This window comes from Sphingomonas sp. AP28, from assembly GCF_056680455.1.
The window spans coordinates 183,894-209,415 of sequence record NZ_JBWXQI010000004.1 but is presented as its reverse complement, the minus strand read 5'-3'; the positions used below and the strand labels follow the sequence as shown (position 1 = coordinate 209,415).

Annotated in this window: 23 protein-coding genes; 14 read left to right on the top strand and 9 right to left on the bottom strand. The window is 59.2% G+C overall.

Going from position 1 to position 25,522, the window contains the following annotated elements; all coding sequences use genetic code 11:
* Nucleotides 1-6 precede the first annotated feature (6 nt).
* Nucleotides 7-585, bottom strand: coding sequence for a dTDP-4-dehydrorhamnose 3,5-epimerase (gene rfbC, locus AC1MH0_RS23285; RefSeq protein ID WP_480966428.1), 579 nt, complete (start codon nucleotides 583-585; stop codon nucleotides 7-9).
* A gap of 140 nt (nucleotides 586-725) precedes the next feature.
* Here rfbC and AC1MH0_RS23280 point away from each other — a divergent pair, with 140 nt between their 5' ends.
* Together AC1MH0_RS23280 and AC1MH0_RS23275 are read left to right on the top strand one after the other, a co-directional pair.
* On the top strand, nucleotides 726-1,688 hold the full coding sequence (locus AC1MH0_RS23280; protein WP_480966427.1) for a rhamnan synthesis F family protein: 963 nt from the start codon (nucleotides 726-728) through the stop codon (nucleotides 1,686-1,688).
* Between the two features lie 34 nt (nucleotides 1,689-1,722).
* Nucleotides 1,723-3,198: a lipopolysaccharide biosynthesis protein gene (locus AC1MH0_RS23275; RefSeq protein ID WP_480966426.1), complete on the top strand. Its 1,476-nt coding sequence runs from the start codon at nucleotides 1,723-1,725 to the stop codon at nucleotides 3,196-3,198.
* A 7-nt stretch (nucleotides 3,199-3,205) separates the two neighbouring features.
* Here the strand turns inward: AC1MH0_RS23275 and AC1MH0_RS23270 are convergent, their stop codons facing one another.
* The 3 genes from AC1MH0_RS23270 to AC1MH0_RS23260 all read right to left on the bottom strand — a co-directional run bounded on the left by AC1MH0_RS23270 (nucleotide 3,206) and on the right by AC1MH0_RS23260 (nucleotide 5,937).
* The gene (locus tag AC1MH0_RS23270) at nucleotides 3,206-3,679 is read right to left on the bottom strand and encodes a hypothetical protein (RefSeq protein ID WP_480966425.1); all 474 of its coding nucleotides are present in this window, start codon (nucleotides 3,677-3,679) and stop codon (nucleotides 3,206-3,208) included.
* Nucleotides 3,680-3,976: a hypothetical protein gene (locus tag AC1MH0_RS23265; protein WP_480966424.1), complete on the bottom strand. Its 297-nt coding sequence runs from the start codon at nucleotides 3,974-3,976 to the stop codon at nucleotides 3,680-3,682. It abuts the gene before it with no gap.
* Between the two features lie 410 nt (nucleotides 3,977-4,386).
* Nucleotides 4,387-5,937 carry a glycosyl hydrolase family 28-related protein gene (locus AC1MH0_RS23260; RefSeq protein ID WP_480966423.1) on the bottom strand — a complete coding sequence of 517 codons (1,551 nt, stop codon included), beginning with the start codon at nucleotides 5,935-5,937 and terminating at the stop codon, nucleotides 4,387-4,389.
* Between the two features lie 201 nt (nucleotides 5,938-6,138).
* Between AC1MH0_RS23260 and AC1MH0_RS23255 the strand changes: the two genes are divergently transcribed.
* From AC1MH0_RS23255 to AC1MH0_RS23205, 11 genes are all read left to right on the top strand, one after another.
* Nucleotides 6,139-7,062 (top strand): glycosyltransferase, encoded by a 924-nt coding sequence (locus AC1MH0_RS23255; RefSeq protein WP_480966422.1) that lies wholly within the window; start codon nucleotides 6,139-6,141, stop codon nucleotides 7,060-7,062.
* Nucleotides 7,063-7,187: 125 nt separating this feature from the next.
* Complete coding sequence (locus tag AC1MH0_RS23250) at nucleotides 7,188-8,078, top strand: glycosyltransferase family protein (protein ID WP_480966421.1); 891 nt, start codon at nucleotides 7,188-7,190, stop codon at nucleotides 8,076-8,078.
* Nucleotides 8,041-9,144 carry an EpsG family protein gene (locus AC1MH0_RS23245; RefSeq protein ID WP_480966420.1) on the top strand — a complete coding sequence of 368 codons (1,104 nt, stop codon included), beginning with the start codon at nucleotides 8,041-8,043 and terminating at the stop codon, nucleotides 9,142-9,144. Before AC1MH0_RS23250 ends, AC1MH0_RS23245 begins: the two co-directional genes overlap by 38 nt.
* 251 nt (nucleotides 9,145-9,395) lie before the next feature.
* On the top strand, nucleotides 9,396-11,345 hold the full coding sequence (locus tag AC1MH0_RS23240; protein ID WP_480966419.1) for a polysaccharide biosynthesis protein: 1,950 nt from the start codon (nucleotides 9,396-9,398) through the stop codon (nucleotides 11,343-11,345).
* Between the two features lie 87 nt (nucleotides 11,346-11,432).
* Nucleotides 11,433-12,887 carry an O-antigen ligase family protein gene (locus tag AC1MH0_RS23235; protein ID WP_480966418.1) on the top strand — a complete coding sequence of 485 codons (1,455 nt, stop codon included), beginning with the start codon at nucleotides 11,433-11,435 and terminating at the stop codon, nucleotides 12,885-12,887.
* A gap of 48 nt (nucleotides 12,888-12,935) precedes the next feature.
* Complete coding sequence (locus AC1MH0_RS23230) at nucleotides 12,936-13,646, top strand: polysaccharide biosynthesis/export family protein (protein WP_480966417.1); 711 nt, start codon at nucleotides 12,936-12,938, stop codon at nucleotides 13,644-13,646.
* Nucleotides 13,647-13,656: 10 nt separating this feature from the next.
* Entirely contained in the window at nucleotides 13,657-15,885 is a 2,229-nt protein-coding gene (locus tag AC1MH0_RS23225) for a GumC family protein (protein ID WP_480966416.1), read from the top strand.
* Between the two features lie 65 nt (nucleotides 15,886-15,950).
* Nucleotides 15,951-17,111 (top strand): hypothetical protein, encoded by a 1,161-nt coding sequence (locus AC1MH0_RS23220; protein WP_480966415.1) that lies wholly within the window; start codon nucleotides 15,951-15,953, stop codon nucleotides 17,109-17,111.
* 270 nt (nucleotides 17,112-17,381) lie between these two features.
* Nucleotides 17,382-17,564: a hypothetical protein gene (locus tag AC1MH0_RS23215; protein WP_480966414.1), complete on the top strand. Its 183-nt coding sequence runs from the start codon at nucleotides 17,382-17,384 to the stop codon at nucleotides 17,562-17,564.
* Nucleotides 17,565-17,934: 370 nt separating this feature from the next.
* A complete protein-coding gene (locus tag AC1MH0_RS23210) occupies nucleotides 17,935-18,900 on the top strand; it encodes a site-specific integrase (RefSeq protein WP_480966413.1) in 966 nt (321 codons plus the stop codon).
* A 403-nt stretch (nucleotides 18,901-19,303) separates the two neighbouring features.
* Entirely contained in the window at nucleotides 19,304-19,657 is a 354-nt protein-coding gene (locus AC1MH0_RS23205) for a hypothetical protein (RefSeq protein WP_480966412.1), read from the top strand.
* A 75-nt stretch (nucleotides 19,658-19,732) separates the two neighbouring features.
* Here AC1MH0_RS23205 and AC1MH0_RS23200 read toward each other — a convergent pair whose 3' ends face one another.
* Nucleotides 19,733-20,950, bottom strand: a complete 1,218-nt coding sequence (locus AC1MH0_RS23200) for an NF038122 family metalloprotease (RefSeq protein WP_480966411.1) — start codon at nucleotides 20,948-20,950, stop codon at nucleotides 19,733-19,735.
* Between the two features lie 196 nt (nucleotides 20,951-21,146).
* Between AC1MH0_RS23200 and AC1MH0_RS23195 the strand changes: the two genes are divergently transcribed.
* Entirely contained in the window at nucleotides 21,147-22,598 is a 1,452-nt protein-coding gene (locus AC1MH0_RS23195) for a sulfotransferase family protein (protein WP_480966410.1), read from the top strand.
* A gap of 242 nt (nucleotides 22,599-22,840) precedes the next feature.
* Here AC1MH0_RS23195 and AC1MH0_RS23190 read toward each other — a convergent pair whose 3' ends face one another.
* The 4 genes from AC1MH0_RS23190 to tnpA form a co-directional block, all read right to left on the bottom strand.
* The gene (locus tag AC1MH0_RS23190; RefSeq protein WP_480966409.1) at nucleotides 22,841-23,071 is read right to left on the bottom strand and encodes a hypothetical protein; all 231 of its coding nucleotides are present in this window, start codon (nucleotides 23,069-23,071) and stop codon (nucleotides 22,841-22,843) included.
* A gap of 2 nt (nucleotides 23,072-23,073) precedes the next feature.
* Complete coding sequence (gene tnpC, locus AC1MH0_RS23185; RefSeq protein ID WP_480966408.1) at nucleotides 23,074-24,723, bottom strand: IS66 family transposase; 1,650 nt, start codon at nucleotides 24,721-24,723, stop codon at nucleotides 23,074-23,076.
* Nucleotides 24,724-24,799: 76 nt separating this feature from the next.
* A complete protein-coding gene (tnpB, locus tag AC1MH0_RS23180) occupies nucleotides 24,800-25,147 on the bottom strand; it encodes an IS66 family insertion sequence element accessory protein TnpB (protein WP_056489367.1) in 348 nt (115 codons plus the stop codon).
* Nucleotides 25,144-25,491 (bottom strand): IS66-like element accessory protein TnpA, encoded by a 348-nt coding sequence (gene tnpA, locus AC1MH0_RS23175; RefSeq protein WP_480966283.1) that lies wholly within the window; start codon nucleotides 25,489-25,491, stop codon nucleotides 25,144-25,146. The genes tnpB and tnpA overlap by 4 nt, the downstream gene beginning before the upstream one ends.
* Nucleotides 25,492-25,522 lie beyond the last annotated feature (31 nt).

Sequence of the window (25,522 nt, the reverse complement as noted above, 5' to 3'; positions counted from 1 at the left end):
TGTCCTTCAGGCGAGCGGCGCCAGCGGGCGGCCGTCATAGGGAAAGGGGCTGTCGAAATCGGCGAGCAACGGCTGCACCGCATCCTTGGCCGATAGCTCGGGGGCGGTGCCGGCGGGCATCGGCCAGTCGATGCCGCCCGAACCGATCGCGGGGTCATCCCAGCGGATACCGCCATCGCTCTCGGGTGCATAGGTGTCCGAGCATTTGTACGAGACTTCGCAATTGTCCTCGAGCGTCACGAAACCATGGGCGAAGCCGATCGGGATGAACAACTGGTGGCCGTTCTCTGCCGACAGCTCGGCCCCGACCCACTGGCCGTAGGTCGGCGAACCCTTGCGGATGTCGACGGCGACGTCGAAGATCGTACCGCGCACGCACCGCACCAGCTTGTCCTGCCCGCGGGGCGGCGTCTGGAAATGCAGGCCGCGCAGGGTGTATTTCGGTACCGACAACGAGTGGTTGTCCTGTACGAAACGACAGTCGATTCCGAGCTTGGCAAAGGCTGGTTCGCTGTACACTTCGGTGAACCAACCGCGGGCATCACCAAATCGGCGGGGGTGGATTAGCTGGACGGGCGAGGTCATCGGCGCCCTATACAGAGCCATTAGGATCATCTGCAATCGTTCATTCAGCGCAGATATGACCATGCACCTTTGCATCCGTATCCCAGCAGGATAGGGGCGCCCCAAGCAGGACCGGGATGATCCGGGAAGGAATTCGTAGGATGGTTAATCAAGCCGCGCTGGCAAAGCTGCGACCTCTGATGCGTCGCGTATATTGGGTGGTCACGCCCGCCGTCCATGGCCGTTCGCGCCCGAAGCATGTCTCAGATCTTAGCGTGGCCGTTCCGTTCTCTTTCGAAACCGAGTTGTTGGGCGTCAAGCCTAGCATCTGCGTCGTATGCCATCTTTTCTATGACGACCTTGCCGGCGAGATGCGCGAGGTTCTCCGTAACATACCATTCGAGTTCGATCTCTACGTCTCGACAAGCGATGAACAGAAGCGGCAGCGGATTCTGGCTGCGTTCGCGACGTTGGGCAAAGGCAAAGTCGATGTTCGCATCGCCCCTAATCGCGGTCGGGACATTGCACCGAAGCTCGTCACCTTTGCAGACGTCTACGACAAATATGAGTATGTCCTTTTCGTGCACGGCAAGAAGAGCGCAAAGTCGTCGGTCGGGCAGAGATGGCGCGATACCCTTATTGATGGGTTGCTGGGATCGCCTGCAACCGTGCGAAGCATCATCACGATGTTCGAACGGCATCGCTCGCTCGGGATCGTTATGACCCAGCATTTCGAGCCGATCCGTGCGCATCTTCATTGGGACCACGTCTTTTCACGATCACGTAAGCTGGCCCGTAGGATGGGATTCGCGGTGACCTCGCGTCAGGTTCTCGATTTTCCATCCGGTTCGATGTTCTGGGCGCGAACGGCCGCGCTGGCCCCGTTGCTGGCGCTCAATCTTGGCTATGATGATTTTCCCGAGGAGAAGGGACAGACTCGCCGGACAATACAACATGCAATCGAGCGACTGTTTCTGTTCACAGCTGAACACGCCGGTTTTAGCTGGGTAAAGGTAGCGAGCCGCGATCATTATTCAGATCGTCGTGCGATCGAAACCATGGACAGTCCGGAAGCACTCGACCGCTTTGTCGAGGCCAATAAATTTTCTCTCATCAACTCCTGATCTTTAATTTCTGATCGTTACTGGGCGTATATCCATGCAAGATGCTGTACCGGACGACCTGCGCGACCGATCCGTCCGCGGTGGGTCCGCGATCCTCGCCGGGCAGGGGCTTCGGTTCTTCCTGACCTTCGCCTCGCAGATCGTCCTCGCACGCCTGCTCAGCCCGTCCGAATTCGGTATCGTGGCGATGGTCGCGCCGATCTTAGGAATGGTGCAACTCTTCACCGACTTCGGCCTCGGTCATGCGGTGATTCAGCGCGGAAAGATCGACCAGACCGAGCTATCGACCGTCTTCTGGTTGAACATCGCGCTGAGTGTAGGCGTCGCTATCCTATTCGCGGCGCTTTCGCCGGCAATTGCGTGGATGTACGGCGAGCCGCGGGTGGCGATGGTCGCTCTGGCGTCCAGCTTGATGATTGTCATCGGCGGAACCGGTCAGCTTCACGGGTTCCTCGTCAGCCGGAACATGCAGTTCACGCGTATCGCGATCATCGACGCCTGTTCGCTAATCCTCGGCGTTACCGCCGGGATCGCGAGCGCAGTAGCAGGACTCGGCTATTGGTCTCTGGTCGTGAACCAGGCAGTCGCTTCGCTAACCACGGCCGTGCTCAACTGGGTCTACTCGGGATGGAAACCCGGTCGGCCGGGCCATTGGCGGCCGATCGCCGCGATGCTCCGCTATGGCGGTGACGTGACGGGGCTGAAGCTCGTTCAATATCTCAGCATTTCGGTCGATAAAACCCTGATCGGTATTCGCGTGGGCGAGGCGGGACTTGGCATTTATGACCGCGCATGGAAGCTCGGATGGGCGCCGTTTAGTCAGCTTGCAGTGCCGGTGGACCGTCTGGCTTTCCCAATCCTGTCGCGGCTCAATGACGATCCGGAGCGGTACCGCAACATCTTCACGCTGTTGTTCCAGGTTCTGGCGTTCATTATCATGCCGGGAATGTTGTTTGCGGTGTTCAATGCCGAAACGGTGATCGGCTTGCTGTTCGGCCCGAGATGGCTGGCGATGACGCCGATCTTCCAGTGGATCACGCTGGGGACAATGGCTATGCCGATATCGATGGCGGCAAGCTGGTTGTTCATGTCGCAGGCGCGCACCAAGCAATATTTCACCTGCACCGGGATCGCGTCTTGCGTCACAATTCTCGCCTATATCGTCGGCTTGCGTTGGGGAGCCGTCGGAGTCGCGGCAGGAGCGACGATTTCGTTGTATCTGGTACAATTGCCACTCTTCGTCGTGGTGTCGACGCGGGTCGGCCATGTCGGTCTTGGGGTGATGCTGCGGGCTTTAGGACCGGTCGCGCTGGCGCTCGGTGCTTCTGCGGCGATCCTCGCCGTAATTGATCAGGCTCTGCCCCGGGGCGGCGTGCTGGATATTCTCGTCGCGCTGATCGGGACGTACGCAGCGGCGGTCATGGCTCTGGCAATCGTTCCGTCGGGGCGGGCTTTGATCAGCCGTGCGCTCGGTTTGCTGACGACATTACGACGCAGCAAGGCGGTGTGATCGCGGATTAGCGCGTCATTTCGAATGTCTTGGGATCGACTAGCTTTAGTCGGGGCGCCACGGTCGGTGACTTGACGCTCGACCGTGATAGAGGCGGCGCGGCTGGTGAGGTCGGCTCCGTTCGAGCTGTGCTTTTGCGTCCAGGTCTTGGACCCGGTGGCGTAGGCGCCGGCACGGGCATCGGCACGTCGGCACTTGCTCGCGTCGCGTCGGCCAGCGCGGCTTCGGTAACGGTCAATCTCTGTCGCAACAGATCTGCCTCGACCGTGCCCGGTGCCGCCTGCAGCTCGAAGACCCGACGTTCCAGTTTGGCAATCCGAGCCTCGGCGACGCGAAGTCGAACCGACAGATCGATTTCTTCGACCTGTTGCCGATCCTTCGTCGTCGTATCCTTTGGACGGTCAGGTACCGTCTTGTTGCATGCGCACAGCAGCAGTGGGAGTGCCGCAGCCAGTATTCCCGCATGCAGCATCTTGCGCATTCAGCGGGCCCGCATGGTACATTTCAGCGCAGCTGTATCCGAAGCCGCCAAGCCCGGTGCATAACCACCTTCAATGACAATAACGGTTTCCTCCTTGGTCTGCTTAATCGTGTAGCGCCGGGGAGGGCGTGCGCCCGGGGCATCGACGACCAAGCCGTCGGCGGTTGTCACCGGCGTGACGGCTACCGATTGCCCTACGCATGCGGCGACTTCGGATGCGCCCGTCTGTGTTTTGATCGTGCCGATATAGTCAGCCGGAAGGTCGCGCGAGGTTGCGCACGCCGAGAGCATCGCCATCGGAAGAAGGAGGCTTATAACAATTCTCATACCCAGACCGTAGGCGGGCAGAGTTCTTCCCGTCCAGCCCATTGTCGGTCGATCTTGCCACGCGGATCAGATCCGGTGCGTCGCAATAACAAGGCGATGCACGTTTTGGATGCTGCGCATGGTCGAGGGGCACAGATCGTCATCCTGCGCGTTTCCCACCGAAGCCAAGGAGACATCCATGCCCGATATAGACCCGAGCAATTCTTACGGGACCCCTGAAGGTCCAGAAGCACCTGCGGCCGCGCATGCCACCGAGCCCCCGGTCGATGTCCCGGGTCGCGAGCATCCACGGACCGACGACGAGGAGGAGGCGCGCGCGCTTAGCAAAGACTGAGTATCCGTCGTCTTCGATGCCTGACGGCCTCTACACCCGACATATTTCATCCAAGATCGAGTTCCATCCTGAAATCTGGCGTGGATGTGATAGCCTGTGCAACAAGCGTCCACCTGATGGTGCTCGGCAAGCCATCCGTGGCGGTCATGACAATGGTCGCGTGGGCCGCATCCGCTGGACCTGATGCGACCCGAACCGGGGATGTGCCAGTGGCGGTTGGCGTCAGTTCGACTGTGATGGGGTGATCGTCCGACGCGGTTGCCGTCAGTCGATAGGTGGTGAGCGTCACCAGAACGCTATTGTCCGGGCGACGAGCCATGCGGGACAGTTCGATCGTACCAGCGATACCCGCCGCTGCCTTGCCACTGCCAACGCGCGTTATCGTAACGAGGTCGTGAGAGCCGCCCGGTGCAAGACCGACTTGTTCGGAATGTATGCGCCAATCGGTCGGGGTACGCAGCAGATAACGACGACCCGTTCCCACCAAGCCGGCATTCGGGCCGAATATGGCCATGCGTGCTGGACCAGGGGACGGAGTGCCCCAGTCGTTCGGTCCGAAATTGACGATTCCATCGCTTTCGAAACGATAGGCTCCAGGCGGTCCGCCAGGATTGGCGGATCCGGTGAAATGACATCCGGTAAAGGTCACACCGTGGCGGGAACGACTTTCGCGCAGCAGCACGGGCGGCGTACCTTCGAAATACACGCCATGAAAATTCACTGCAGCGGCACCGTCTAGGCTCAACGTGGGGTCGTTGCCGTGTATGCCCCGACCCGATTCAAAGCGCCCACCGAAGAAGTTGACACACTCCGCGCCGTTGAGGCGCAATGCCGTACGCGAATGATCTTCGAAGCGACAATCGTGAAACGATACGACATTCGTCGTCCATTCGGCGACATAGACACCGTAAGGTGCCTTGGCGAAGACGCACTGAACCAACGTGCCGATCTGCAACAGCCTGTTGCATTCCAGGTTCTTGTCAGATTGCATCTGGAACGACACACGGTGCAGGTCAAAGCCATCGACATATTGCTTGGCCGTGATCCGAATGCCGTGTGTTCCACCATGCAGGGACAGGTCTTCGATGCTCATCGCGACGACATCGGGATCGGCATTGACGATAAGCGGGACGTCGAGGGGGGTATTCTGATTGTCGATGATCGACACACCGATGCCATCGCCGATCAGCACGACGTTGCTGGGCAAGCGAATGGACCGCGACAGCCTGTAGCGCCCCGCGGGGATATGCACGCAACACCGTGCCTGCAGCGACCGCCCGAGTTGCTCGGCATAATCGATCGCCGCCTGGATCGCGGCGCCGTCCAACGACTCCGACAAAGCACTTGCCACCGGGTACTCGTTCCGGGCGGCCGAAAGGCTAGGAAATCGGGTCGACAGCGGATGGAAGCCGCCATCGCCGATCGCGCCGAACTGCCGGATTGAAATAGGCGTGGCGACGCCATTGTCTGCGGTGTTTCGTACACCGGCCGGCACCGTCTGTTCGTTCGACATGTTGGCCAACGCTGCCCCGGCCAAGGATGCGCCCGCCAGCGATGCACCCGAGATAATCGTACGGCGGGTTGGGAAGTCGTTCATGGTGAAACCCTTGCGGCTCTTTCGATGGCGGTTCAACACAGCTTGTGCCTGTCGGGGTTCCAGCCTGCGCCCATCTGTGCCAAAGGCCCGCCGGAATCGTCCGGCGCGGGCGTATTTGTATAGGTTTCGATCTGTGGTTCGCTCAAACGGAATAAACCGCTGCACCGGTGCCCATCGCATCGATACGACAGGTCAGGTTTGATGAAGCTACAAATGCCAAATCCGCAGGTGGCGGTCCTCCTTGCCACCTATAACGGCGCCGCGCATTGCGAGACGCAGTTGATCTCGATCCTGTGGCAGCGCGGTGTGGATGTTCATGTCTATGTTCGCGACGATGGATCGCGCGATGCCACCCCGTCGATCCTGCACGACTGGGCCGAGCGCCATCCCGATCGGATGACGATCATCGACAACAACGGCCTGTCGACAGGCGCGGCGACCGGCAACTTCTTCCTCCTGTTGAGCGCAGTCGACCCCCAATCCTATGATTATGTGGCATTTGCCGACCAGGACGATGTCTGGACGCCGGACAAGCTGCTGCGCGCCACGGATCGCTTGGTCCAGGAGGACGCGGAAGGGTATTCGTCAGACCTCATCGCGTATGAAACCGGCGCAAATTCGGCATGGGTGTTGCATAAGGCCGGGCGGGTCGCCAACTTGGATTACCTGTTCCAAGGCGGGTCGGCAGGGTGCACATATGTACTGAGCAGCCGCGCCGCAAAGGTTGCCGCAGAGGTGATGGAGCAGGCACCAGCGCTTTGCAGCGATGCATCACACGACTGGATCCTGTACGCGATCTGTCGTTCACGTGGTATGAAATGGGTCCGAGACCAAGGCGCTGAAATCCTCTATCGGCAGCACGCCAGCAATTTATACGGCGCAAAGCGTGGCCTGGCCGAAGTGAGGGCGAAACTACGGGACGTTCGCTCGAGCTGGTATCATGATCACATCCTGTGGATGCGACATGTTGTCCTCGGTTCCGAGGTGGAGCGATCGGTACTCGATGCGGTGGCGCAAGGACGTTTTTCCGATCGATGGTGGCTTGTTCGCCAGGCAGGTCAATTCCGACGGACCCGAACTGGTGTGGTGCAACTGCGCATCGCTCTCGCACTGGGAATGATTTAGTCGACCTGTGTATAGCGCTCGACGGCCTGGTATGCGGATTGACGTAGTTTCTGAAAACCGGCAGCGCAGCCGCTTTCCGCGTACGCGCCACTTTGGCCAGCGCGTGCAGTAAACAGGCCTTGCCCATGACGCCTCAACATCAAACACTCAACGTTCGAGTCAACCGTGCCGATATCGCGGTTGCAATAGTATTATTTCATCCGTCCGATAGCGACCTCGACAACGTCAGGACATTGGCAACGTGGGGCGTCCATGTCGTCGCAGTGGTCAACGCAATCAGCGATAAGCAACGCGACAAGCTGCAATCGCAGCCGGGTGTGTCCATAATCCTTAATGCCGCCAACCTGGGCTTGGCGCGAGCGCTGAACCAGGCAGTCGGCACGGCAATCGATACCGGCGCGCACTTCGTGCTGATGTTAGACCAAGACAGCCGACCGACTACCGAAATGATGGACCGCCTTGCGGCCGCTGCTACCGCAATTCAGACCGAGGGCCGTTCACTGGCCTGCGTCGCTCCGCTGCTGCGCGATCGAAAGGCCGTGCTCCATGACGGTACCTCATCCAACGACATAGCGGGGGGAGCAACCTTTGCCACCTCGGGAACGATGCTAACCCGCAAAGCCTGGTTCGCTGTTGGACCGATGTGGGAGCAATTGTTCATCGACGGCATCGATCATGAATGGTGTTTTCGGGCGCGAGCATCCGGCTTTGAAAATGTGCTTATTACAGATGCCGTCATGGCTCATGACATGGGCGAAGACGCAATCAACATCATGGGCAGATTTCGCCCAGTCCATCGCTCGCCCTTGCGGCATTATTTCATCGTCCGGAACACGTTCTGGCTTGCACGGAAGCCATATATTCCAATCCGTTGGCGCTTGAGTGAGCTCGTTAAACTGGGGTATCGGATCCCAAGTTACGTTGTATTCAGCACGAAAAAGTCTCTAACAATTCGTAATATTTTCTCTGCCGTTGTCGATGGCATTTGTCGAACTAATCAGCATCAGCCCGTCTGAACAAGCGGCGACGTCGTGTCAGGGTAATAATATGATCGAAAATCCTATCAGCAATACAGCCATAGATAGACCAAATAACAGTACCCTGTATTGGATATGGTACGGAGCTATAGCTTTCGTAACTTTTGGCGTCGCTATATTTACCGATCCGACGCGGTACGCCGATCTTGACACATATGTATACTATCTTGACTCCTTGGTTCATTTTCCATCTACGAGTTCTATATACTTTGAGCTATTCTCAAATACATATCTTATGTCCAGTTACTGGCTTACTAAATCGGTATTATCGGCAATAATTTTAGCCCATTACTGCTTGTCTATAATATTCCTAGCGTTTCTAGCGATTGTTTTTCCGTCGAAACGATCTCCGTGGACTGCGCTGTTATTTACGTTTGCCATACTAGGGCCATTGCTTGCTTTTGTTACCATGCGCGCCACACCCGCCTATTTCTTGGTTGCGCTGGGCGTGCGGTATGCAACGGATCGCCGTCCTACTGCTTGGCTACTTCTGATAGCGGCCTCACTTTTTCATATTTCCTCTCTGCTCGCCGCATTACCAATAGCGATACTGTACTTCGAGCCCTATCTTCCAAAGATATTGCGCGCCAATAAATCACGTAAATTCTATATAATAACGATTGCTGTAATATTTGCTATCGGAGGAGTGCTGCCGCAACTCTCTGGTTCTGTAACAAGTCTAATTCAGTCTATTCCACTTGTTTCAAAGTATGATGTATATACCGATATAAATTCGTCACCAACGCAAATTGGCCATTATATATTTCTAGCATTTGTAACGCTGCTAACAATTTTATTTTTGATCGTCAAAAATAATGAATCCGAAAGACTAAGCGTCTTTGTTCTGACGTCATTTGCAATTTATATATTACTATTTTTTTCGTCATCTCCAGTTGCCGCATTTCGCCAGGCGCCGTTTTGGTTGATGGCGATGATCGCAACAATTCCTTGGGAAAAGCTTGGTATAAAAAACTCTACCGCCGTCGTTTTTGTTTTTGGATGTGCCGGACTGTTTATATTTCAGTTCACGCAAATTTATCATTAAATCAGATTTATTCTAATCGGTAGGTGTCTGTCGGACCATGCAATTTGTCCTGGGTACTCGATTGACCGGGAATTTTGCGCGGTTCTGATCCTTGCCGTTCATAGCTGTAAACAGAGGTGAACTCCCGGTCGGCTAGGTCGACACGAAAGGGCACCAACGCGTTGACACGCCTCCGAGGCAACCCTTTCCCACTTTATCGATTGGCGGTAAGGGCGGCGGTCTGGTGGATATCGCCCGGTCCGGAGTATCGCATGAAGTTTATCGCAGAACCCCTTTTGGCTCTGCCTCGATCGTTAAAGCGTACGATCGCGATTGGCGTTGATGTTGCGCTTTGCGCGCTGACCGTGTGGCTAGCCTACTACATTCGTCTGGGCGAATGGGTGCCAATGAACGGGCGGCCTACGCTGGCAATCGGTCTTTCGACCATTCTAGCTATTCCAATCTTTGCAGCATTCGGCTTGTACCGTATAGTCTTTCGTCATGCTGGGGCTGATGCGATCACGTCCTGCGCGATCGCGTGCGTGGTATATGGCCTAGGGTACGCAGCTTTCATCACGGCGTACGGGTTCGAGTTTATTCCGCGTACGATCGGACTGTTGCAGCCAGTGCTGCTATTCATTGCAGTGGCGGCATCCCGGTCTGTCGCTAGTATAGTATTGGGTCAGCGATATCTGAAACTTCGGTCGTCGCAAAACAAATCACGAGCGCTAATCTATGGTGCAGGTGCTACCGGCCGTCAGTTGGCGGAAGCGATGGCCATTAGCAGAGAAATGAAGATCGTCGGCTTTCTCGACGACGATCATTCTCTGCACAACAACCGGATCCGGCGCTTGCGTGTTTACGAGCCCAAAGAACTGGAAAAGGTGGTCGAACGGCTCGGGATTACCGAAGTCCTGCTCGCAATACCAACTGCACGCCGGGGGCGGCGGACCGAGATCATCGACCGTCTTAACCGACTGGGCCTTCGTGTAAGGACCTTGCCCGGATTGATGGACCTGGCGCACGGTACGTTTCAAATCAGCGACCTGCATGACGTGACGATTACCGATCTGCTCCAGCGCGATCCGGTGGTCTACGACAATGGCGAACTCCACGAACATATTACCGGTGGCGTGATCCTGGTGACCGGCGCTGGTGGGTCGATCGGCAGCGAGCTATGTCGACAGATCGCTGCGCTCAAGCCGCGGATACTGCTACTGATCGATCGCAGCGAATATGCGCTCTATACAATTCACAACGAGTTGCAGGCAGCCAACGGCGACATGCTCGTCCCACTGCTCGCATCGGTTACCGACCGGGTCCGTATGGACGCCATCCTGCGAACATGGCGACCGCAGATGGTTTTCCATGCTGCCGCCTACAAGCATGTGCCGTTGGTCGAGCATAATCCCCTGGAGGGGTTGCGCAACAACGTCCTGGGCACGGCGATCGTCGCGGAACTCTCGGCGAAACACGACGTGCGTGATTTCGTGCTGATCAGCACCGACAAGGCGGTACGACCGACCAACATCATGGGCGCCTCGAAAAGGCTGGCCGAACTGGTCTTGCAAGGTCTCAGCCAGACCGAAGCGGGGACACGGACGTGCTTCTCGATGGTCCGGTTCGGCAACGTGCTCGGGTCCAGTGGCTCGGTGGTCCCGCTGTTCACGCGCCAGATCAAGAAGGGGGGCCCGATCACAATCACGCATCCCGACATCACGCGCTATTTCATGACTATTCCCGAGGCGGTGCAGCTGGTGTTGCAGGCCGGGGCAATGGCGAAAGGCGGTGAAGTGTTCGTGCTGGACATGGGCGAGCCGGTGCGGATCTATGACATGGCCCGCAACATGATCCGCCTCTCGGGGCTTACCGTACGCGATGCCGCGCGTCCCGATGGCGACATTGAAATTCGGATCGTCGGTCTGCGTCCGGGCGAAAAGCTGTTCGAGGAACTGCTGATCGGCAACAGTCCGCTACCGACTGCCCATCCGCGGATCATGAAGGCGACCGAGCATAGCCTGCCCTGGCCGATGGTGCGCGAGCAGCTCGATCGGTTGGGTCGCATGATCGAAGGCAGCGACGTTTACGGCGCGCGCGAATTATTACAGCATATGGTGGTCGAGTTCACGCCGACCAGTGACGTCGTGGATTGGGTGACATTGGTCGACAAGCCGGCGTTTTCTCTATCGTCCGATGCCCCGGTACTTTCGAAAATGCTATGATCTCCAGTGTGGGGTTCTCCAGCGTGAGAATGGATTGGCCGGCCTCGCGAGACTAGAAATGCAGACTGGCAACAAGGCTTATCGTTCATGACATCGCAATCCGGCAGTAGATCCGATAACCGCCGGGTTGGCAGCGGACGGGGTGGTAGTAGGCAGGCGGGCAGTGCGCTGCGCAGGTTCGGCGCTACCACGACGTTTCGCCCCAGCCTGTCCTTCATTCTTCTGATGGTGTTCCTGGCGATACTATGGATTGCGGGTGGAGCCTCGCGCGGAGACGTGCCGGGTCAGGTCGTGGTACGTGGCGCAGCATGGACGATGCTGATCCTAGTTGCGCTATTCGGACCCAAGCCGATCTTAAAGCCGGAACGACCTGTTCTTGTTTTTCTGCTCCTCGCGCTTGCGCTCGCGGTGCTGCAACTCGTGCCGTTACCACCCGCGATTTGGCAGGCCTTGCCGGGGCGCGCTTTGTTCACCGAGGCAGCAACCGCATTGGGGGAAGCGCAGCCCTGGCGGCCGATTGCCATCGTGCCCAGCGCGACGTTCAATGCAGCTGCCTCGCTGGTCGTGCCGTTCACGATCCTGATCCTGATCTGTGGGCTGCGTGAGCCCGAGCGGTCATGGTTGCCGACTGTCCTGCTGGGCTTGGTTGCAACGTCCACCCTGTTGGCTTTGCTGCAGTTTTCGGGATCTCGGTTCAACAACCCACTGATCAACGACACCGTTGGCCAGATCAGCGCGTCGTTCGCCAATCGCAACCATCTGGCGCTGTTCCTGGCGTTCGGATGTCTGCTTGTGCCGACATGGGCGTTTTTGAAGTCGTCGCAGTCGGCGTTTCGTATGGTCGCCGCACTGGGAATGCTGGTGTTCTTCACCCTGATGATCCTCGCGACGGGATCACGCGCAGGATTGGTACTTGCGGCGATTGCGCTCGTCGTCGGACCGCTGATGGTCCGTCATGCCATCGCTAAGACCATGCGACGCTATCCTCGCTGGGTTCTTCCGACGGTAGTCGGGGGCAGCGCGGTTACGCTCGTGCTGGCGGTCCTTACCGCGATCAGCAGCAACCGTGCCGTATCGATCAACCGAATTTTTGCCCCTAGTGGCGGCGAGGACATGCGTGGCAGAGCCCTGCCGACGGTACTCGACATGATCTCGAGCTATTTCCCTGTCGGATCGGGACTGGGCGGGTTCGATCCGATTTTCCGCATCCATGAGCCGATGTCCCTGCTGAAGCTGACGTATTTCAACCACGCGCATAATGACGTTCTTGAAATCGTGCTGGACGCAGGCTTGCCCGGTGCCCTCCTGCTCGCATCGGCGATCCTGTGGTGGGCATTCGCCAGCGTGCGTGCGTGGCGAAGCGGCAGCGACGCGCTGCTCGCCCGATTGGGGTCGACCATGATCGGATTGACGATCGTCGCGAGCGTATTCGATTATCCGGCCCGTACGCCCATGATCATGGCGATGCTGGTGATCGCCGCAAGCTGGCTGTGCAGGTCCAAAGCCACCCTCGAGGGGCCGGCTTTACGCGCTGAAGGCTAACACCTATAGCGATCCAATCTTTATACAATCGCGGAAAAACTGCAGCGCATGCGCAAGCCCTTAATCGTACTTTCAGTTGCCGCGATACTCGCTGGGTGCGCCACATCGCGACCTCTGACCTCGACGGAGCGGCTGACTGTAGTGGAGGGCAGCAATGTCCTGCCAGCGCCCGACCGCAGCGATCTGACTGCCGCCGATCGCCCCGCGCTCATCGGGCCGCTCGATACGATTCAGGTCGACGTGTTCAACGTGTCAGCGCTCAGCCGCGAGATGCAGGTAGATTCGAGTGGTCGGATCGCTATGCCGCTGGCGGGTACGATCGAGGCCCGCGGTCGTACTGCCGCGGAACTCGCACGCGTGATCGAAGCAGCGCTGCGCCAGCGCTATGTTCGTAATCCCGAAGTGATCGTGAACATTAAGAGCTCGGTCAGCCAGGTCGTGACGATCGACGGTCAGGTCAACGAGCCTGGACTGTATCCGGTCACCAATCAGATGACCTTGATGCGTGTTATCGCGTCCGCACGCGGCATGTCGGAATTTGCCAAACAGGAAGACGTCGTCATCCTGCGAACCGTTCAAAATCAGCGGATGGCCGGGCTGTACAATGTCGCTGCAATCCGCCGCGGCACGTATGATGACCCGCCAGTCTATGCCAACGACGTGATCATCGTTGGCGATTCTCCGCAGCGACGCATGTTCCGCGATTTCGTCTCGGTTTCACCGCTTCTCGCGGGACCGTTGATCGCGCTGCTACAGTAAAGGCCCGGGTATGAACCTCGTGAATTCGAACCTGGGGGGCGGTGCCGCGCTGCCTGCTCTAGCTCCTGCGTTCAATCAAGCGACGCGGCCGATCCCGGAAGATGTTCCGATGATCCGTCAGTACCTGCGCATCGCCATGCGTCGTCGCTATGTCATTCTCAGCGTCATCGCCGGCTGTATTCTGCTAAGCCTGATCGTGACGCTTTTGATGACCCCGCACTATACGGCGGGTGCAACCATCGAGATATCGCGCGAAGCAAACCAGGTCACGAACTTCGAAGGTGTGGAACGAAATCCTGGTACCGCCGATCAGGAATTCTACCAGACTCAATATGGCTTGTTGAGTTCGCGCGCTCTGTCGGAACGCGTCGCGGCACGATTACGTCTGGTCGACGACCAGAAGTTTTTCGATATGTTCGGGGCAGCCGGCAACACCCCAACATTCGCGATGGTCAACGGACGCTACAGCGCCAGCGGGCGCGCCGAACGTCAACGTATCGCCGGTGAGATATTGCTGGACCATTTGGGCGTGGAGCCGACGCGACTTTCGCGTTTGGTAGAGATTCGTTTTACCAGCCCCGATCCTGCCTTCTCAGCACGCGTTGCCAATGCCTGGGCCGAGAACTTTATCGAGACGAACTTGGAGCGTAAGGTTCAAGCGACGTCTTACGGTCGTAATTTGCTGAAAGGGCAACTCGCTCAGCAGAAGCAACGCCTCGATGAATCGCAGCGACAGCTTGTCGCCTATGCTTCGCAAGAGCGCATCATCAATTTGCCGACCCAAACGTCGAGCCAAGGCGTAACGAGTGAGCGGTCGATCGTCGCGGACGATCTGGCCTCGCTCAATTCCGCCTTGTCGCAAGCTACCGCGGACCGGATACAGACCGAAGCGAGATCCCGTGAAGCCGGGCGGGCCGGGGCTTCGACAGAGGCGTTGCGCAACTCGACGATCAGCGGCTTGCGTCAACGTCGCGCGGAATTGGCGGCGCAGTATCAGGAACTGATGACCCAGTTCGAGCCGGGCTATCCCGCTGCGCGAGCGATCAAGTCTCAGATTGATCAGCTCGATCGGAGCATCGGCAACGAAGAGCGGCGGGTCGTGGATTCGCTTGCTGCAGAAACTCGTGGTGCGGTCGAGCGTGAGCGCGGCCTTCAGAACCGTGTCGATCAGCTAAAAAACAATTATCTCGATCTTCGTCGACGCTCGATCCAGTACAACATCTTCCAACAGGAAGTGGATACTAACCGCGCATTGTACGAAGGGCTGCTGCAGCGGTTCAAGGAGATCGGTGTCGCGGGCGGCGTCGGCGTGAACAACGTGTCGATCGTCGATCAGGCTGATTTGCCACAGCGTCCGTCCAGCCCGAGATTGTTCCTCAATCTGCTGATCGCGCTTGTTGTGGGTGCCATCCTTGGTACTGGCCTCGCGTTTGGGCTCGAGCAGATCGACGAGGCGATTGCGGATCCGGCAGAGGTCGAGCGCAGGCTTGGCCTGCCGTTGCTCGGATCGGTGCCCAAGGTCGAGAACCAGTCGCCTCGCGACGCCTTGCTCGATCGCAAATCCGATCTGGTCGACGCGTACCTGGCCATCCAGACCAATCTAAGCTTCAGTACGGAACATGGCGTTCCACGCTCGCTGTCGATCACCTCGACGCGTCCTGCCGAAGGCAAGTCGACCACCGCTCTGGCAATCGCGACCATGCTGGCGCGTGCCAAGCGGAAGGTCATCCTGATCGATGGCGACATGCGCTCGCCGTCGATCCACCACCTCGGCGATGTCGACCATGACCGTGGCCTCAGCAACTTCCTGGCCGGGCAGGACGATATCGACTCGCTGCTGTTCGACATGCATGATCTTGGGTTCATGGCGATGTCTGCGGGGCCGATCCCGCCCAATGCAGCCGAACTGCTGACCGGCAACAGGTTGTCGATGCTGATCGATCGGCTGCTCGAAACCTATGATCACGTCGTGATCGATTCACCGCCCGTTATGGGCCTCGCAGATGCACCGTTGATCGCCAGCCGTGTCGAAGGCGTGATATATGCCGTGGAATCGCACGGAATTCGCGCCACCATGGTCAAGACGGCGCTCAATCGTCTGGCTAGCGCCAACGCCCATGTCTTGGGCGGCATCCTGACCAAGTTCGATGCTCGCAAGGCGCATTATGGTTACGGCTATGAATATGGCTATGGCTATGGTCGCGACGCTGCCGCGGAGAAGAAGGCGGCGCGCGGGTAAGGATAGAACCGGTGCTCACCAAGGGGAGACCTTCGACAGTCGCCATCCGGCTGTTACTCGCTGTGTTGGCGATCGTACTTGGCTATGTCTCGCTGACCCGGTCGATTGGTGCGATGTTGCAGGACAATGCGACCGAACGCGCGCATCGGCTCGCACCTGAGGACGGACGGATCGCCGGCATGCTCTCGGGAATTTTGTCTACCGACCAGAAAGCGACCCGAGACCAACGCGCCCGTGCCGACGATCTCGCGAAGGCCGCATTGCGGCACGACCCGACGGTCGTGGCGGCGGTTGCGACCCTTGGTTTGAACGCGCAGCTTCGTGGTGATACTGCTGCGGCCCGACGGCTGTTCGCCTATTCCGGAAAACTGTCTCGGCGCGATCTGCGAACGCAATTATGGGCTATCGAGGACGCAGTCGCCCGAAGCGACGTACCGGGTGCGCTGTATCAATATGACGTGGCGCTGCGGACTCAGAAGGTCGGAAGCGGCCTGTTGTTCCCGGTCCTGGCATCGGCTTTGACGGACCCCGACATCAGATCCGCCTTGATCAAGACAATGATGCGAGGCGCACCCTGGGGTAGCGATTTTACCATCTATGCGGCAGCCGCGAGCACGAGCCCGAAGTCGGTTGCTCAACTGCTCGCAGGTATGAAGCGCGCCGGACTCATGGTTCCGGAAGCTGCCCAAGCCCGTGTGGTCGATGCGCTGCTGGCAACGAACGATATCGACGGCGCTTGGGCATATTATGCCTCGCTTCGGCCGGGCGCCATGCGTGGCGTATCACGCGATCCGCGTTTTACCGCGCAACAAGCTGCGCCGACGCAATTTGATTGGGTCGCGATCGATAACCCCGATGCGACATCCTCAGTCCAGGCTAGCGCGGGCGGCGGACGGTTCGATTTCACCGCATCGACGAGCACGAACGGCCCGATGTTGAAGCAAGTCGAACTGCTGCCCCCAGGGGATTACGTGCTGGAGGGCACGATGACGGGGATTGAGGGAGCAGACGACGCTTTGCCGTATTGGTCGCTGATCTGTCGTGACGGGAAAGAACTGGGGCGGGCAACCATTCCAGCGACGGGACGTTTTAACGCGACTATGCATGTGGGTAGCGACTGTCCGTTACAGGTGCTGACATTGATCGCGCGCGCGTCAGACCAGTCGTCCAGTATTGCGGGACAGGTGACACAAGTCCGGCTGCGCCCGGTTGTCGGCGGACGGTGACGTAACCATCTCCAAAACGGTGTATTGTCGCGGGCGCCCTACGGGGTGTCTGGCGATACTGCGATTATCGGAGTTCAGATGTTGAAGCGCCTTATTTTGTTCGCAGTGGTAGCAATCGGGGCAGTCGTTCCCGCCACCGCCCAGATCCAAAAATCGCCCCAGACGTTCGACTCGAGTGAGCCGGCTGAGACCGATCCAGCGCTAGCGCCTCCTACGCGGACGCCCGTCGATCCGGTCGATCAATTCGGCCAGCGCCAAACGCGTGAAAGCGTGGCGAAGGATACGGGAATCGAACCGTTCGGTCGGATCAACAACCGCATTCAAAACCGTGTTGAATCGCGCCTGCGCAACCGGATCGATCGCAACTATAATCCGCAGGCTAATACAATTTCGCCGTTCGTCGTTGCGGGCGATCAAGCGCGCGTGGCAGGTGCCGCTCGCACGAAGCGTTAGGGTTGGCGCCGCTGGCGAAGAAAGGCAGCATGGCGAGTAGTAAAAATCCGCGGCTGTATCGATCGGTAAAAGTCGGAAGCGATGGTAGGTCCGGTATAGTTGGTCAACTGGCGACGAGCCCCCCCCCCGCCCGCTGGGCGTTGCCGTCCGTTCCGGACTGGAGATAAGCCGGCCCTCTTGGCACATGGAGCATGACAAACGCTGACTCTGCTACCTTGGTAGGATGATCCTCTGTCCGATAACTGTCATTCTCGGACGCAGGGGGTAGCATGCGGGAATCCGTCGTGGCACACATGGTTATATGGTCGCTCCGCACCCCCTTGAGCCGATACCGGTCGATCTGGACTTTGCACTAGCGCCGACCGCGCTCGTGACTTTCGACACGAATGAGCCGACGCTGCCCGCGATCCTCCACGAAAAGATCGAGCGGGCGGCCGCGTACGCCAAAGCGGCCCGCGCCGGTGCGACACGGCGGGCCTATGATTCCGATTGGGCGATCTTCACGGCTTGGTGCACGCAGCACGGGCTGGCCTCGTTGCCGGCAACGCCCGATGTCGTCGCCGTCTTTGCCAGCGACCAGGCAACCGCGGGGCTCAACCCGTCGACGATTAACCGGCGGGTGGCGGCGATCGGACATCATCACCGCGTTGGAGGGTATCCAGCGCCCACTGCCATGCCGACCGCGGGGCGTCTGGCCGAAGTGCTCGCTGGCATCCGTGCAGAACACGGGGGCGCCAAACGGCAAAAGCACCCCGCAGACGCAGCGGCGCTACGCAATATGTTGGCCGCCATCGAGGGCGACGGTCTGCGAGCACTGCGCGATCGGGCAATCCTGGCGATCGGGATGGCGGCCGCGTTGCGGAGGTCTGAGATCGTCGCACTGCAGGTCGAGCATATTGGGATCGTACCCGAAGGGCTGAGGCTTACGATTGCCCATTCAAAAACCGATCAGACGCGGCAAGGCATCGTCATCGCTATCCCGGAAGGCTCACGCATTCGGCCAAAGGCGCTCCTTCTCGACTGGATGGCTGCGGCCGGGCATGCCGAGGGACCGCTTTTTCGGCGTCTGTCGCGGCTCGATGCCCTGACCCCTGCTGCCATGTCGGACCGTGCGATCGCGCGCCTAGTCCAGCGTCATTCGGCAGCAGCGGGCTATGATCCGGCCCACTTCGCTGGACATTCGTTGCGCGCAGGGTTCCTCACCGAGGGCGCATCGCAAGGCGCGACGATTTTCAAGCTTCAGGAAGTCAGTCGGCATAAATCGGTGCAGGTGCTCGCCGACTATGTTCGCAACGCTGAATTATTCAAGGATCACGCAGGCCAGCGGTTCCTTTAGAACTACCGACAATTCTACCTGTCAACACGCCGACATGTAGGACCTATCGTATTGTCGGGGCGGAGCCTTATCAATGCCTTGGCACCGCGATCCGCCCACTGCTTCGAGGTCGCGCCGAACGCGCGGACGCCCAGCGTGAAGCGCTGGCCGAACAGTAGGTCGAACCCGCATTAGTAAATGCTAGGATCGAACGCCTAGGAAGAACAGCGGCTGCGGCGTGCGAGTAACCGCTATGTAAGCAGGCGCGATTTATCGCGCTTTGAGGGCTCGCGCTGAAGAACCGCAAAATCCAGCACTGCTCAAGGTTGCGTCCGGCATACACTGCCCTAAGCTACATCGACGCCATGCCGGAGAGTACCGCAAAACCGGCAAGTAAGGAGCGTCAAGCCCAGGGGGGAATGTGATGATCGTGAATCTGAATGCCATCAGCCGCATCTGTGCCGTCGCATTGGCTATGGCGGCACCGATGGCGATCTCGACCGGCGCTCATGCCCAGACCGTCACAGATGAAGTACGGTGCGTATTGTTAAGCAACGCGCTGGCATCGGGCGCAAAAAACGCTCAAGGCCGCCAGGTCGGAGCATCCGTCGGCAGCTACTTCATGGGTAGGCTCGACGCGCGTCAGCCGGCACAGGTGAAAGCCGCAATCGATGTGCAGAAGAAAAGCATGCCCGCGTCAGCAGCAGCGACCTTGATGAACGCCTGTGCAGCGCGCGCCAGTCGGGCCGAAACTCGGCTGCGCGACCTCGCTAAATAGGGTCGAGGAAGCCTCGAAGCGTCGATAAAATCGGGATTGCCTGCCGCCGATCCCCGGATCGGCGGCAGGCATGTATCAAATAGCCTTGGCAAACGTGACTTTGGTGGACCGACGGCGCATTGCCGCACCGGCGAGAGCGAAGCCGCCGATCATCATGAACCAAGTCGCAGGCTCGGGAACCGCAGCGAACTGGCGATAGATGGTCGCCGTCGATGTGGTGCCATAGGTCAGTGCATTGGTGCTAAGGTTATAACCCATCGCGTCATAGGCAGCGAGGTCGAGCCCTGTCACAAAACCGGTCTGGCCGAAGCAAAAGGTCGGGTCCATGATACCGTTGCCGATCGCGCAGCCAGCGGTATCCTTCCAGTGCGAAGCCTGCTGACCATCGCCATTGTAGCGGCCCGTCGAGAAGGTGTTCCCGAACAATGCGGTCTTACCCCCATCAACTGAAAAATATTTTTCCCCACCTACCGACAAGTCGAGCGTCGGGTCTGAACCCAGCAGTATGTTGGTCGGATCTTTGCTGTAGCGAAACATGTCGAGCGCGCTGTAGATCGACGTATCGTTCAAGCTGTAAGTAAGGGCGCCAGCATTGGGGTTGGTCGCCGCTCCTGGGCCATTGATCCCATAAACGTCCAGGAAATCAACGCCCGAAACAAATCCCAACGCATGGCCGATTTCATGAATGGCCACGCCGATGAAATCGAACGTGTTTGCCGAGATACCGTCCGTCGGATCGAAATCGAAATTGAAGTTACTGCTGAAGGTGACGTCGCCGTCGCGCGTCGACGTCGGAATACCAGTGTTGCCGCCGATCGCCTTGATGACCGCGGTATTGAGGTACAACGTCTTGCTGCTTGTCGTCGATCCGTTGTCATAGGCGAGCTTGCTAAGGTCGTCTCGGGTTACACCGTTCGTCGTTGTCGTGCCGTTGGTAATGAAGCTCGCACCATTGTTGGTAAGCTTAGGCAGAACGATGTTCTGATCGATCGCCGAGCCGCTTTTTGTGGCGTTTACCCGCGACTCCCAGTTCAGAACACCATAATCTGCGCGAGTGCTTCCGGTCGAGCCAATGATCCCGGTACCCAACGCCGAAAAACCAACGCCGAGGTTGATGGTTGCATTGTTGGTTAGCATTGAGCCCCAGTAGGCCGCTGCGATGTTGAAACCCTGCTGAGCTTTGGAGCCGGTAACGCCGCCCAGATCGATCAGGTTGATGACGACGGCGTTAGCCGGTGCCGCAACCATCGTCAGCATCGCTGCACCGCAGCAAAGAATATTCCTGACCCGCATATCGCACCCCTTTTATCCGCGTCATCGTCCGGCCCATTACCGTTAACGCCGCATTAACCATCGTTGTGTGCTGCATGTGCTTTGTCAATCTGAATAACCTGGCATACCATCCTCTTGTCCCTATTTGTCATAGCGTGGCATCCCGCATGCATAATCGGATGGTAATCGATCGTTCCGCAAGCCTCTGGAGCCGACAATGAGTGCGACGCAACCTGCCGTATTGGCCCTGTTGAAGGCAGCAGTGGCTCGCCGCGATCGCGTCGAAACCAACCGCGCGATTACCCTATTGCTCGACAGCAGGGCCCCGCTCGGCGACCGGTGGAACACGCTCGCGAAGCTGATGCAAGTGAGCGGCGAATGGACGCTGGCCTTGCGGGCGAGCGATGAATTCATTGCGAGTGCGGCAAATAAGCCGATGGCGCTCTATTCGAAAGTCGTGCTGCTGGCGCAGGCGCAACGATTGCAAGAGGCGCACGATCTGCTCGCGAGCCTGCCCGACGACGTCCCCGATCACTGTGGCCGCGCCTATGTCCTTGGCAATACCGCGATGACACTGGGGCGGGTTGAAGAGGCACGCAATCATTTGCTGACAGCGTTAAGCTGTCGACCGGGCTGGGGACCGGCGTGGTTGTCGCTGGCGACCGCGGAAAATCTGGCGATCGGATCGATCGGCGATCAGCTGCTCGCCGAAGCCGCTGTTGCGGAGAAGCAGGGGCCGGCCGATCTGGCGCGCTATTGCTACGCGCTTGGCAAGCTGCATGCCGACCGTGGTGACCACGCGGCGTCATTTGCGGCCTATGCGCGCGGGGCGGCGCTGCTAAAATCAGAATTACCGTACAGTCACGATGCCGATGCAGCAAATGCCAAGGCGGCAATGACCGGTTATGCCGACGGCTTCTTTAATCCCTTCCCGCAAGATCGGGGAGTTGAAACCAGCCGGCCAATTTTTGTTACCGGGCTACCGCGTTCGGGAACGACGCTGGTCGAACATATCCTGGCAAGCCACAGTGCCGTACTCGATGGCGGCGAACTTAACCTGATCCAGCACGTTGCCGTGGCGGCTGGTGGTATCTCGGGCGACGACATCGGACGCTATCTGGCACGGGGCGGCTCACTCGACGTCCTGGCCCAGCTGTACCTCCACCTGCTGTCAGAACGGTTCGGCACGTCCGGCCGGATTGTCGACAAGACGATCGATGCGAGCCGTTTCATGGGGGTGATTGCCTCGGTCCTTCCCGATGCACCGCTCGTCTGGATGCGGCGCGATCCTTTCGATGCCGCATGGTCATGCTTTCGCACCTTTTTCATTCATGGTGTCGCCTGGAGCTTCGACTTTGCCGATATCGCCCGGCATTTTCAGCTGGAGGACGAATTGATGACTTTCTGGAAGCAGGTCCTTGGCGAACGGCTGCTGATCGTTCCCTTCGACGGACTGGTTAAAGAACCGGCAGAGTGGACCTCACGCCTGCTGACGCATTGCGGACTCGATCATGAGGATGCGCCTTACGCGCCGCATCTTAGTGCCCGTCGGGTTGCCACCGCCAGTTCCCTTCAAGTCCGCCGTCCTATCAATCGAGATGGTCTAGGTGTGGCAGAGCCGTATCACGCGTTTATGCAATCCTTCGCTGATATTTATGGCAGGTCGTGATGCGATGGCCGGGTATCACCGATCGGGCGTAACGTCCGACACCGGCTATATGCCGGATTTGTATTTGTGTTGAAGGCGAAGCTTACTATTCTCCAGCCGAGACCGGTTGATTTCAGGCACGTTTGATCGGCGACCGAGGATTCCTGGCTTTCTCATCTCTCTGGCTCATCCCACTGAAGCGCTTTTGTCGGCCTGGATTGGTACGCATTCGGTGAGCGCCCTCGAGGTTGGCGCAGATGATGCTACGAGCCGTGGAGCCTGGTTTCGTCGATGATGTAGCGGAGGTTCTCAAGACCTTCATCAGTGAAGGCGGACGCCAAAGCCCAATCCTGGTCGCCGAAATCGCCGTCGATGATCTGGATGGCGCCATCCTCGGGAAACATGCTGATCGAGGCGTCGAAGACGGTGTCCTCGGTCTCGCCCAGCAGTCTGGCCGCGTGTCGCAGGGTGTAGACGCGGCTTGTAGCAGGCACGGTTAGGCGGCTTGCGCGATGGCATCGGGACGCTGCTGTCGCGCTTTCCATTCCCACGGCAATAGCTCGTGAAGTCGGTTCTGCGGGTGGTCGGAGATCTGCGCGATGACCTCGCGCAGCCAGGCATGCGGGTCGACGTCGTTGAGGCGGCAGGTCTGGATCAGCGTATACATGGCGGCCGCACGGTCACCGCCGCGGTCCGAGCCGCAGAAGGTCCAGTTCCGGCGCCCGACCGCGACGGTTCTCACCCGGCGTTCCGCGGCATTGTTGGTCATGCAGATCCTGCCGTCAGACACGAAGCGGGCAAAGCTGTCCCAGCGTGACAGCATGTAGTTGATGGCCTTGGCCAGATCACCCTTGCGCGACAGACGGCCATATTGCCGACGCAGGAACTGCTCGAGGTCGGCGACGAGCGGGGCGACGTGGACCTGTCGCGCGGCGAGCCGTTCGCTTGTGTTCCGACCCCAGATCACGCGCTCGGCCGCGAAGATCGCATCCATGCGGGTGACGATGTCGACCGCAAGCGGCGTCCGGCTCAGGCGAGCTTCCTTGAAGAACGGGCGACGGGCGTGTGCCCAGCACGCTGCCTCCAGGATGGGTCTTGGTTTGCGTCCCGCGGCGTAGAGCGCGTCATAGCCGCTATAGGCGTCAGCCTGCAGGATGCCGGCATACCGAGCGAGCTGTCGCTGCGGATGAACGCCTGTGCGGTCGCGGGTGTAGTAATAGCAGACGGCGGGCGGGTCGGTCCCGCCAAAGGGGCGGTCGTCACGGACGGATGCCCAGATCCTGCCCGTTATGGTCTTGCCGGCCGCCATGACCGGCACGGTCGTATCGTCATGGTGGATGCGCTCGCCGGCGAGGATGTGCGCCTCGATGAGATCGACCAGGCCGCGCAGCAGGACGGTGCCGTGGCCGACATAGTCGGCAAGCGTCGACACGCTGATACTCATGCCTTCGGCGGCATAGGTCTCGCTCTGACGGTTGAGCGGCTGATGCAGGCCGAACTTATTGAACAGGACCATCGCCAGCAGGTTGGGGCCAGCCGATGCACGCGGAATGGGGTGGAAGGGCGCTGGCGGCTGCGTGATGGTTTCACAGGCCTTGCAGATGAACTTCTCGCGGACCGTCTGCACGACGATCCACTGGCGGGGAACGACCTCACGGCTTTCCGTGATGGTCTCGCCAATCTTCCTCGGCTCCGCACCGTGGCAGCATGGGCAGCTCTCTGGGGCGGGTACGACGACACGGTGGCGGGGGAGATCGGCAGATAGCGGAGCGCGGGTCGGCTTCTTGCGAGTGAACGGCACCACGGGAACGCCGGCTGCACTAGCTTTGGCGACCGCTATCTCAGTGGCGAGCTCATCCTCGGTTGCGGTAGTGACAACGTCCTCGAGTTGCATCTCGAGCTGGTCGAGCAACTGCCTGTGCCGCTCGGACGACTGCCCCCATTTGTCCTGGCGGGCTTTGGCGATGCGCAGCTTGAGATCTTCGATAATGGCGTGTGCATCGGCGACCTGAGCCTGGGCGATGGCGGCAAGTGCCTCGGCCTCGAGTAGAGCTACGCGGGCAATGAGGACGGTGTGGCGCTCGGCAATCAGCAGCGCTTTGAGCGCTTCGACATCATCGGGAAGGGCCTCGGCGCCGGTATCCATCGAGGCTCATTTTACAGCAGAAAACCGCCGATTTGTCGAGGCGCTTGATGCCGAAAGCCTAGGAAAACTGGGCGTTTTAGCCCGCCAGTTCGGGCCTGAACGTGTATTGTGGATTCCGCCAGTCGATGCCTTCCAGCAGGAAGCCGAGTTGCCCTGCTGAGATCGAGATGACGCCGTCAGATGTCGCTGGCCAGGTGAACCGACCGCGCTCCAGCCGCTTTGCGTAGAGCGACATTCCGAGGCCATCGTGCCACAGAATCTTCAGCAGATCGCCGCGGCGACCTCTGAAAACATACAGGTCGCCGGCATGCGGGTTGCGTCCGAACCCCTGCTGGATCTGCATCGCCAGCGACGACATCCCCTTGCGCATGTCCGTCTTGCCGGTGGCTATCCAGACCCGGGCCCCGCCTGGAACAGGGATCATCCTTTGAGCTCGCGCAACGCCGCCACCAGCAAGCTCGCAGACACGCCGCCAGCCGCACGGATGGTCACACCGCGGAGCTCGATGACCAGCATGTCGGACGCACCGTGGTCGATCTCGGGCGGATCCGCATGAACGGCCACGGCCGCAAAACCGGTCGGCTGCGCACGCTTGCTGCACAGTTTGCGTCGCCAACGGTAGATCGACGAGGGCGAGATATCGGCAGCGCGCGCGATAGCGGCAACCGACGCGCCAGGCACAATAGCTGCCTCCACCAGAGCAAGCTTCCGCTCGTCGCTCCAGTGGCGACGCCGCTCAACGCCGGACAGTACAGTGATCTGGGTCATCGCCACGTCTCTAGCCACGGTGCAAACCACA

What these genes read in the sequence shown, in the direction of transcription:
- tnpC (WP_480966408.1), bottom strand. Translation starts at nt 24,723, where the DNA reads ATGGATACCGGCGCCGAGGCCCTTCCCGATGATGTCGAAGCGCTCAAA.
- AC1MH0_RS23250 (WP_480966421.1), top strand. Translation starts at nt 7,188, where the DNA reads ATGACGCCTCAACATCAAACACTCAACGTTCGAGTCAACCGTGCCGAT.
- AC1MH0_RS23230 (WP_480966417.1), top strand. Translation starts at nt 12,936, where the DNA reads ATGCGCAAGCCCTTAATCGTACTTTCAGTTGCCGCGATACTCGCTGGG.
- AC1MH0_RS23200 (WP_480966411.1), bottom strand. Translation starts at nt 20,950, where the DNA reads ATGCGGGTCAGGAATATTCTTTGCTGCGGTGCAGCGATGCTGACGATG.
- AC1MH0_RS23270 (WP_480966425.1), bottom strand. Translation starts at nt 3,679, where the DNA reads ATGCGCAAGATGCTGCATGCGGGAATACTGGCTGCGGCACTCCCACTG.
- AC1MH0_RS23195 (WP_480966410.1), top strand. Translation starts at nt 21,147, where the DNA reads ATGAGTGCGACGCAACCTGCCGTATTGGCCCTGTTGAAGGCAGCAGTG.
- AC1MH0_RS23255 (WP_480966422.1), top strand. Translation starts at nt 6,139, where the DNA reads ATGAAGCTACAAATGCCAAATCCGCAGGTGGCGGTCCTCCTTGCCACC.
- AC1MH0_RS23240 (WP_480966419.1), top strand. Translation starts at nt 9,396, where the DNA reads ATGAAGTTTATCGCAGAACCCCTTTTGGCTCTGCCTCGATCGTTAAAG.
- tnpA (WP_480966283.1), bottom strand. Translation starts at nt 25,491, where the DNA reads ATGACCCAGATCACTGTACTGTCCGGCGTTGAGCGGCGTCGCCACTGG.
- AC1MH0_RS23205 (WP_480966412.1), top strand. Translation starts at nt 19,304, where the DNA reads ATGATCGTGAATCTGAATGCCATCAGCCGCATCTGTGCCGTCGCATTG.
- AC1MH0_RS23225 (WP_480966416.1), top strand. Translation starts at nt 13,657, where the DNA reads ATGAACCTCGTGAATTCGAACCTGGGGGGCGGTGCCGCGCTGCCTGCT.
- tnpB (WP_056489367.1), bottom strand. Translation starts at nt 25,147, where the DNA reads ATGATCCCTGTTCCAGGCGGGGCCCGGGTCTGGATAGCCACCGGCAAG.
- rfbC (WP_480966428.1), bottom strand. Translation starts at nt 585, where the DNA reads ATGACCTCGCCCGTCCAGCTAATCCACCCCCGCCGATTTGGTGATGCC.
- AC1MH0_RS23245 (WP_480966420.1), top strand. Translation starts at nt 8,041, where the DNA reads ATGGCATTTGTCGAACTAATCAGCATCAGCCCGTCTGAACAAGCGGCG.
- AC1MH0_RS23260 (WP_480966423.1), bottom strand. Translation starts at nt 5,937, where the DNA reads ATGAACGACTTCCCAACCCGCCGTACGATTATCTCGGGTGCATCGCTG.
- AC1MH0_RS23235 (WP_480966418.1), top strand. Translation starts at nt 11,433, where the DNA reads ATGACATCGCAATCCGGCAGTAGATCCGATAACCGCCGGGTTGGCAGC.
- AC1MH0_RS23275 (WP_480966426.1), top strand. Translation starts at nt 1,723, where the DNA reads ATGCAAGATGCTGTACCGGACGACCTGCGCGACCGATCCGTCCGCGGT.
- AC1MH0_RS23280 (WP_480966427.1), top strand. Translation starts at nt 726, where the DNA reads ATGGTTAATCAAGCCGCGCTGGCAAAGCTGCGACCTCTGATGCGTCGC.
- AC1MH0_RS23265 (WP_480966424.1), bottom strand. Translation starts at nt 3,976, where the DNA reads ATGGCGATGCTCTCGGCGTGCGCAACCTCGCGCGACCTTCCGGCTGAC.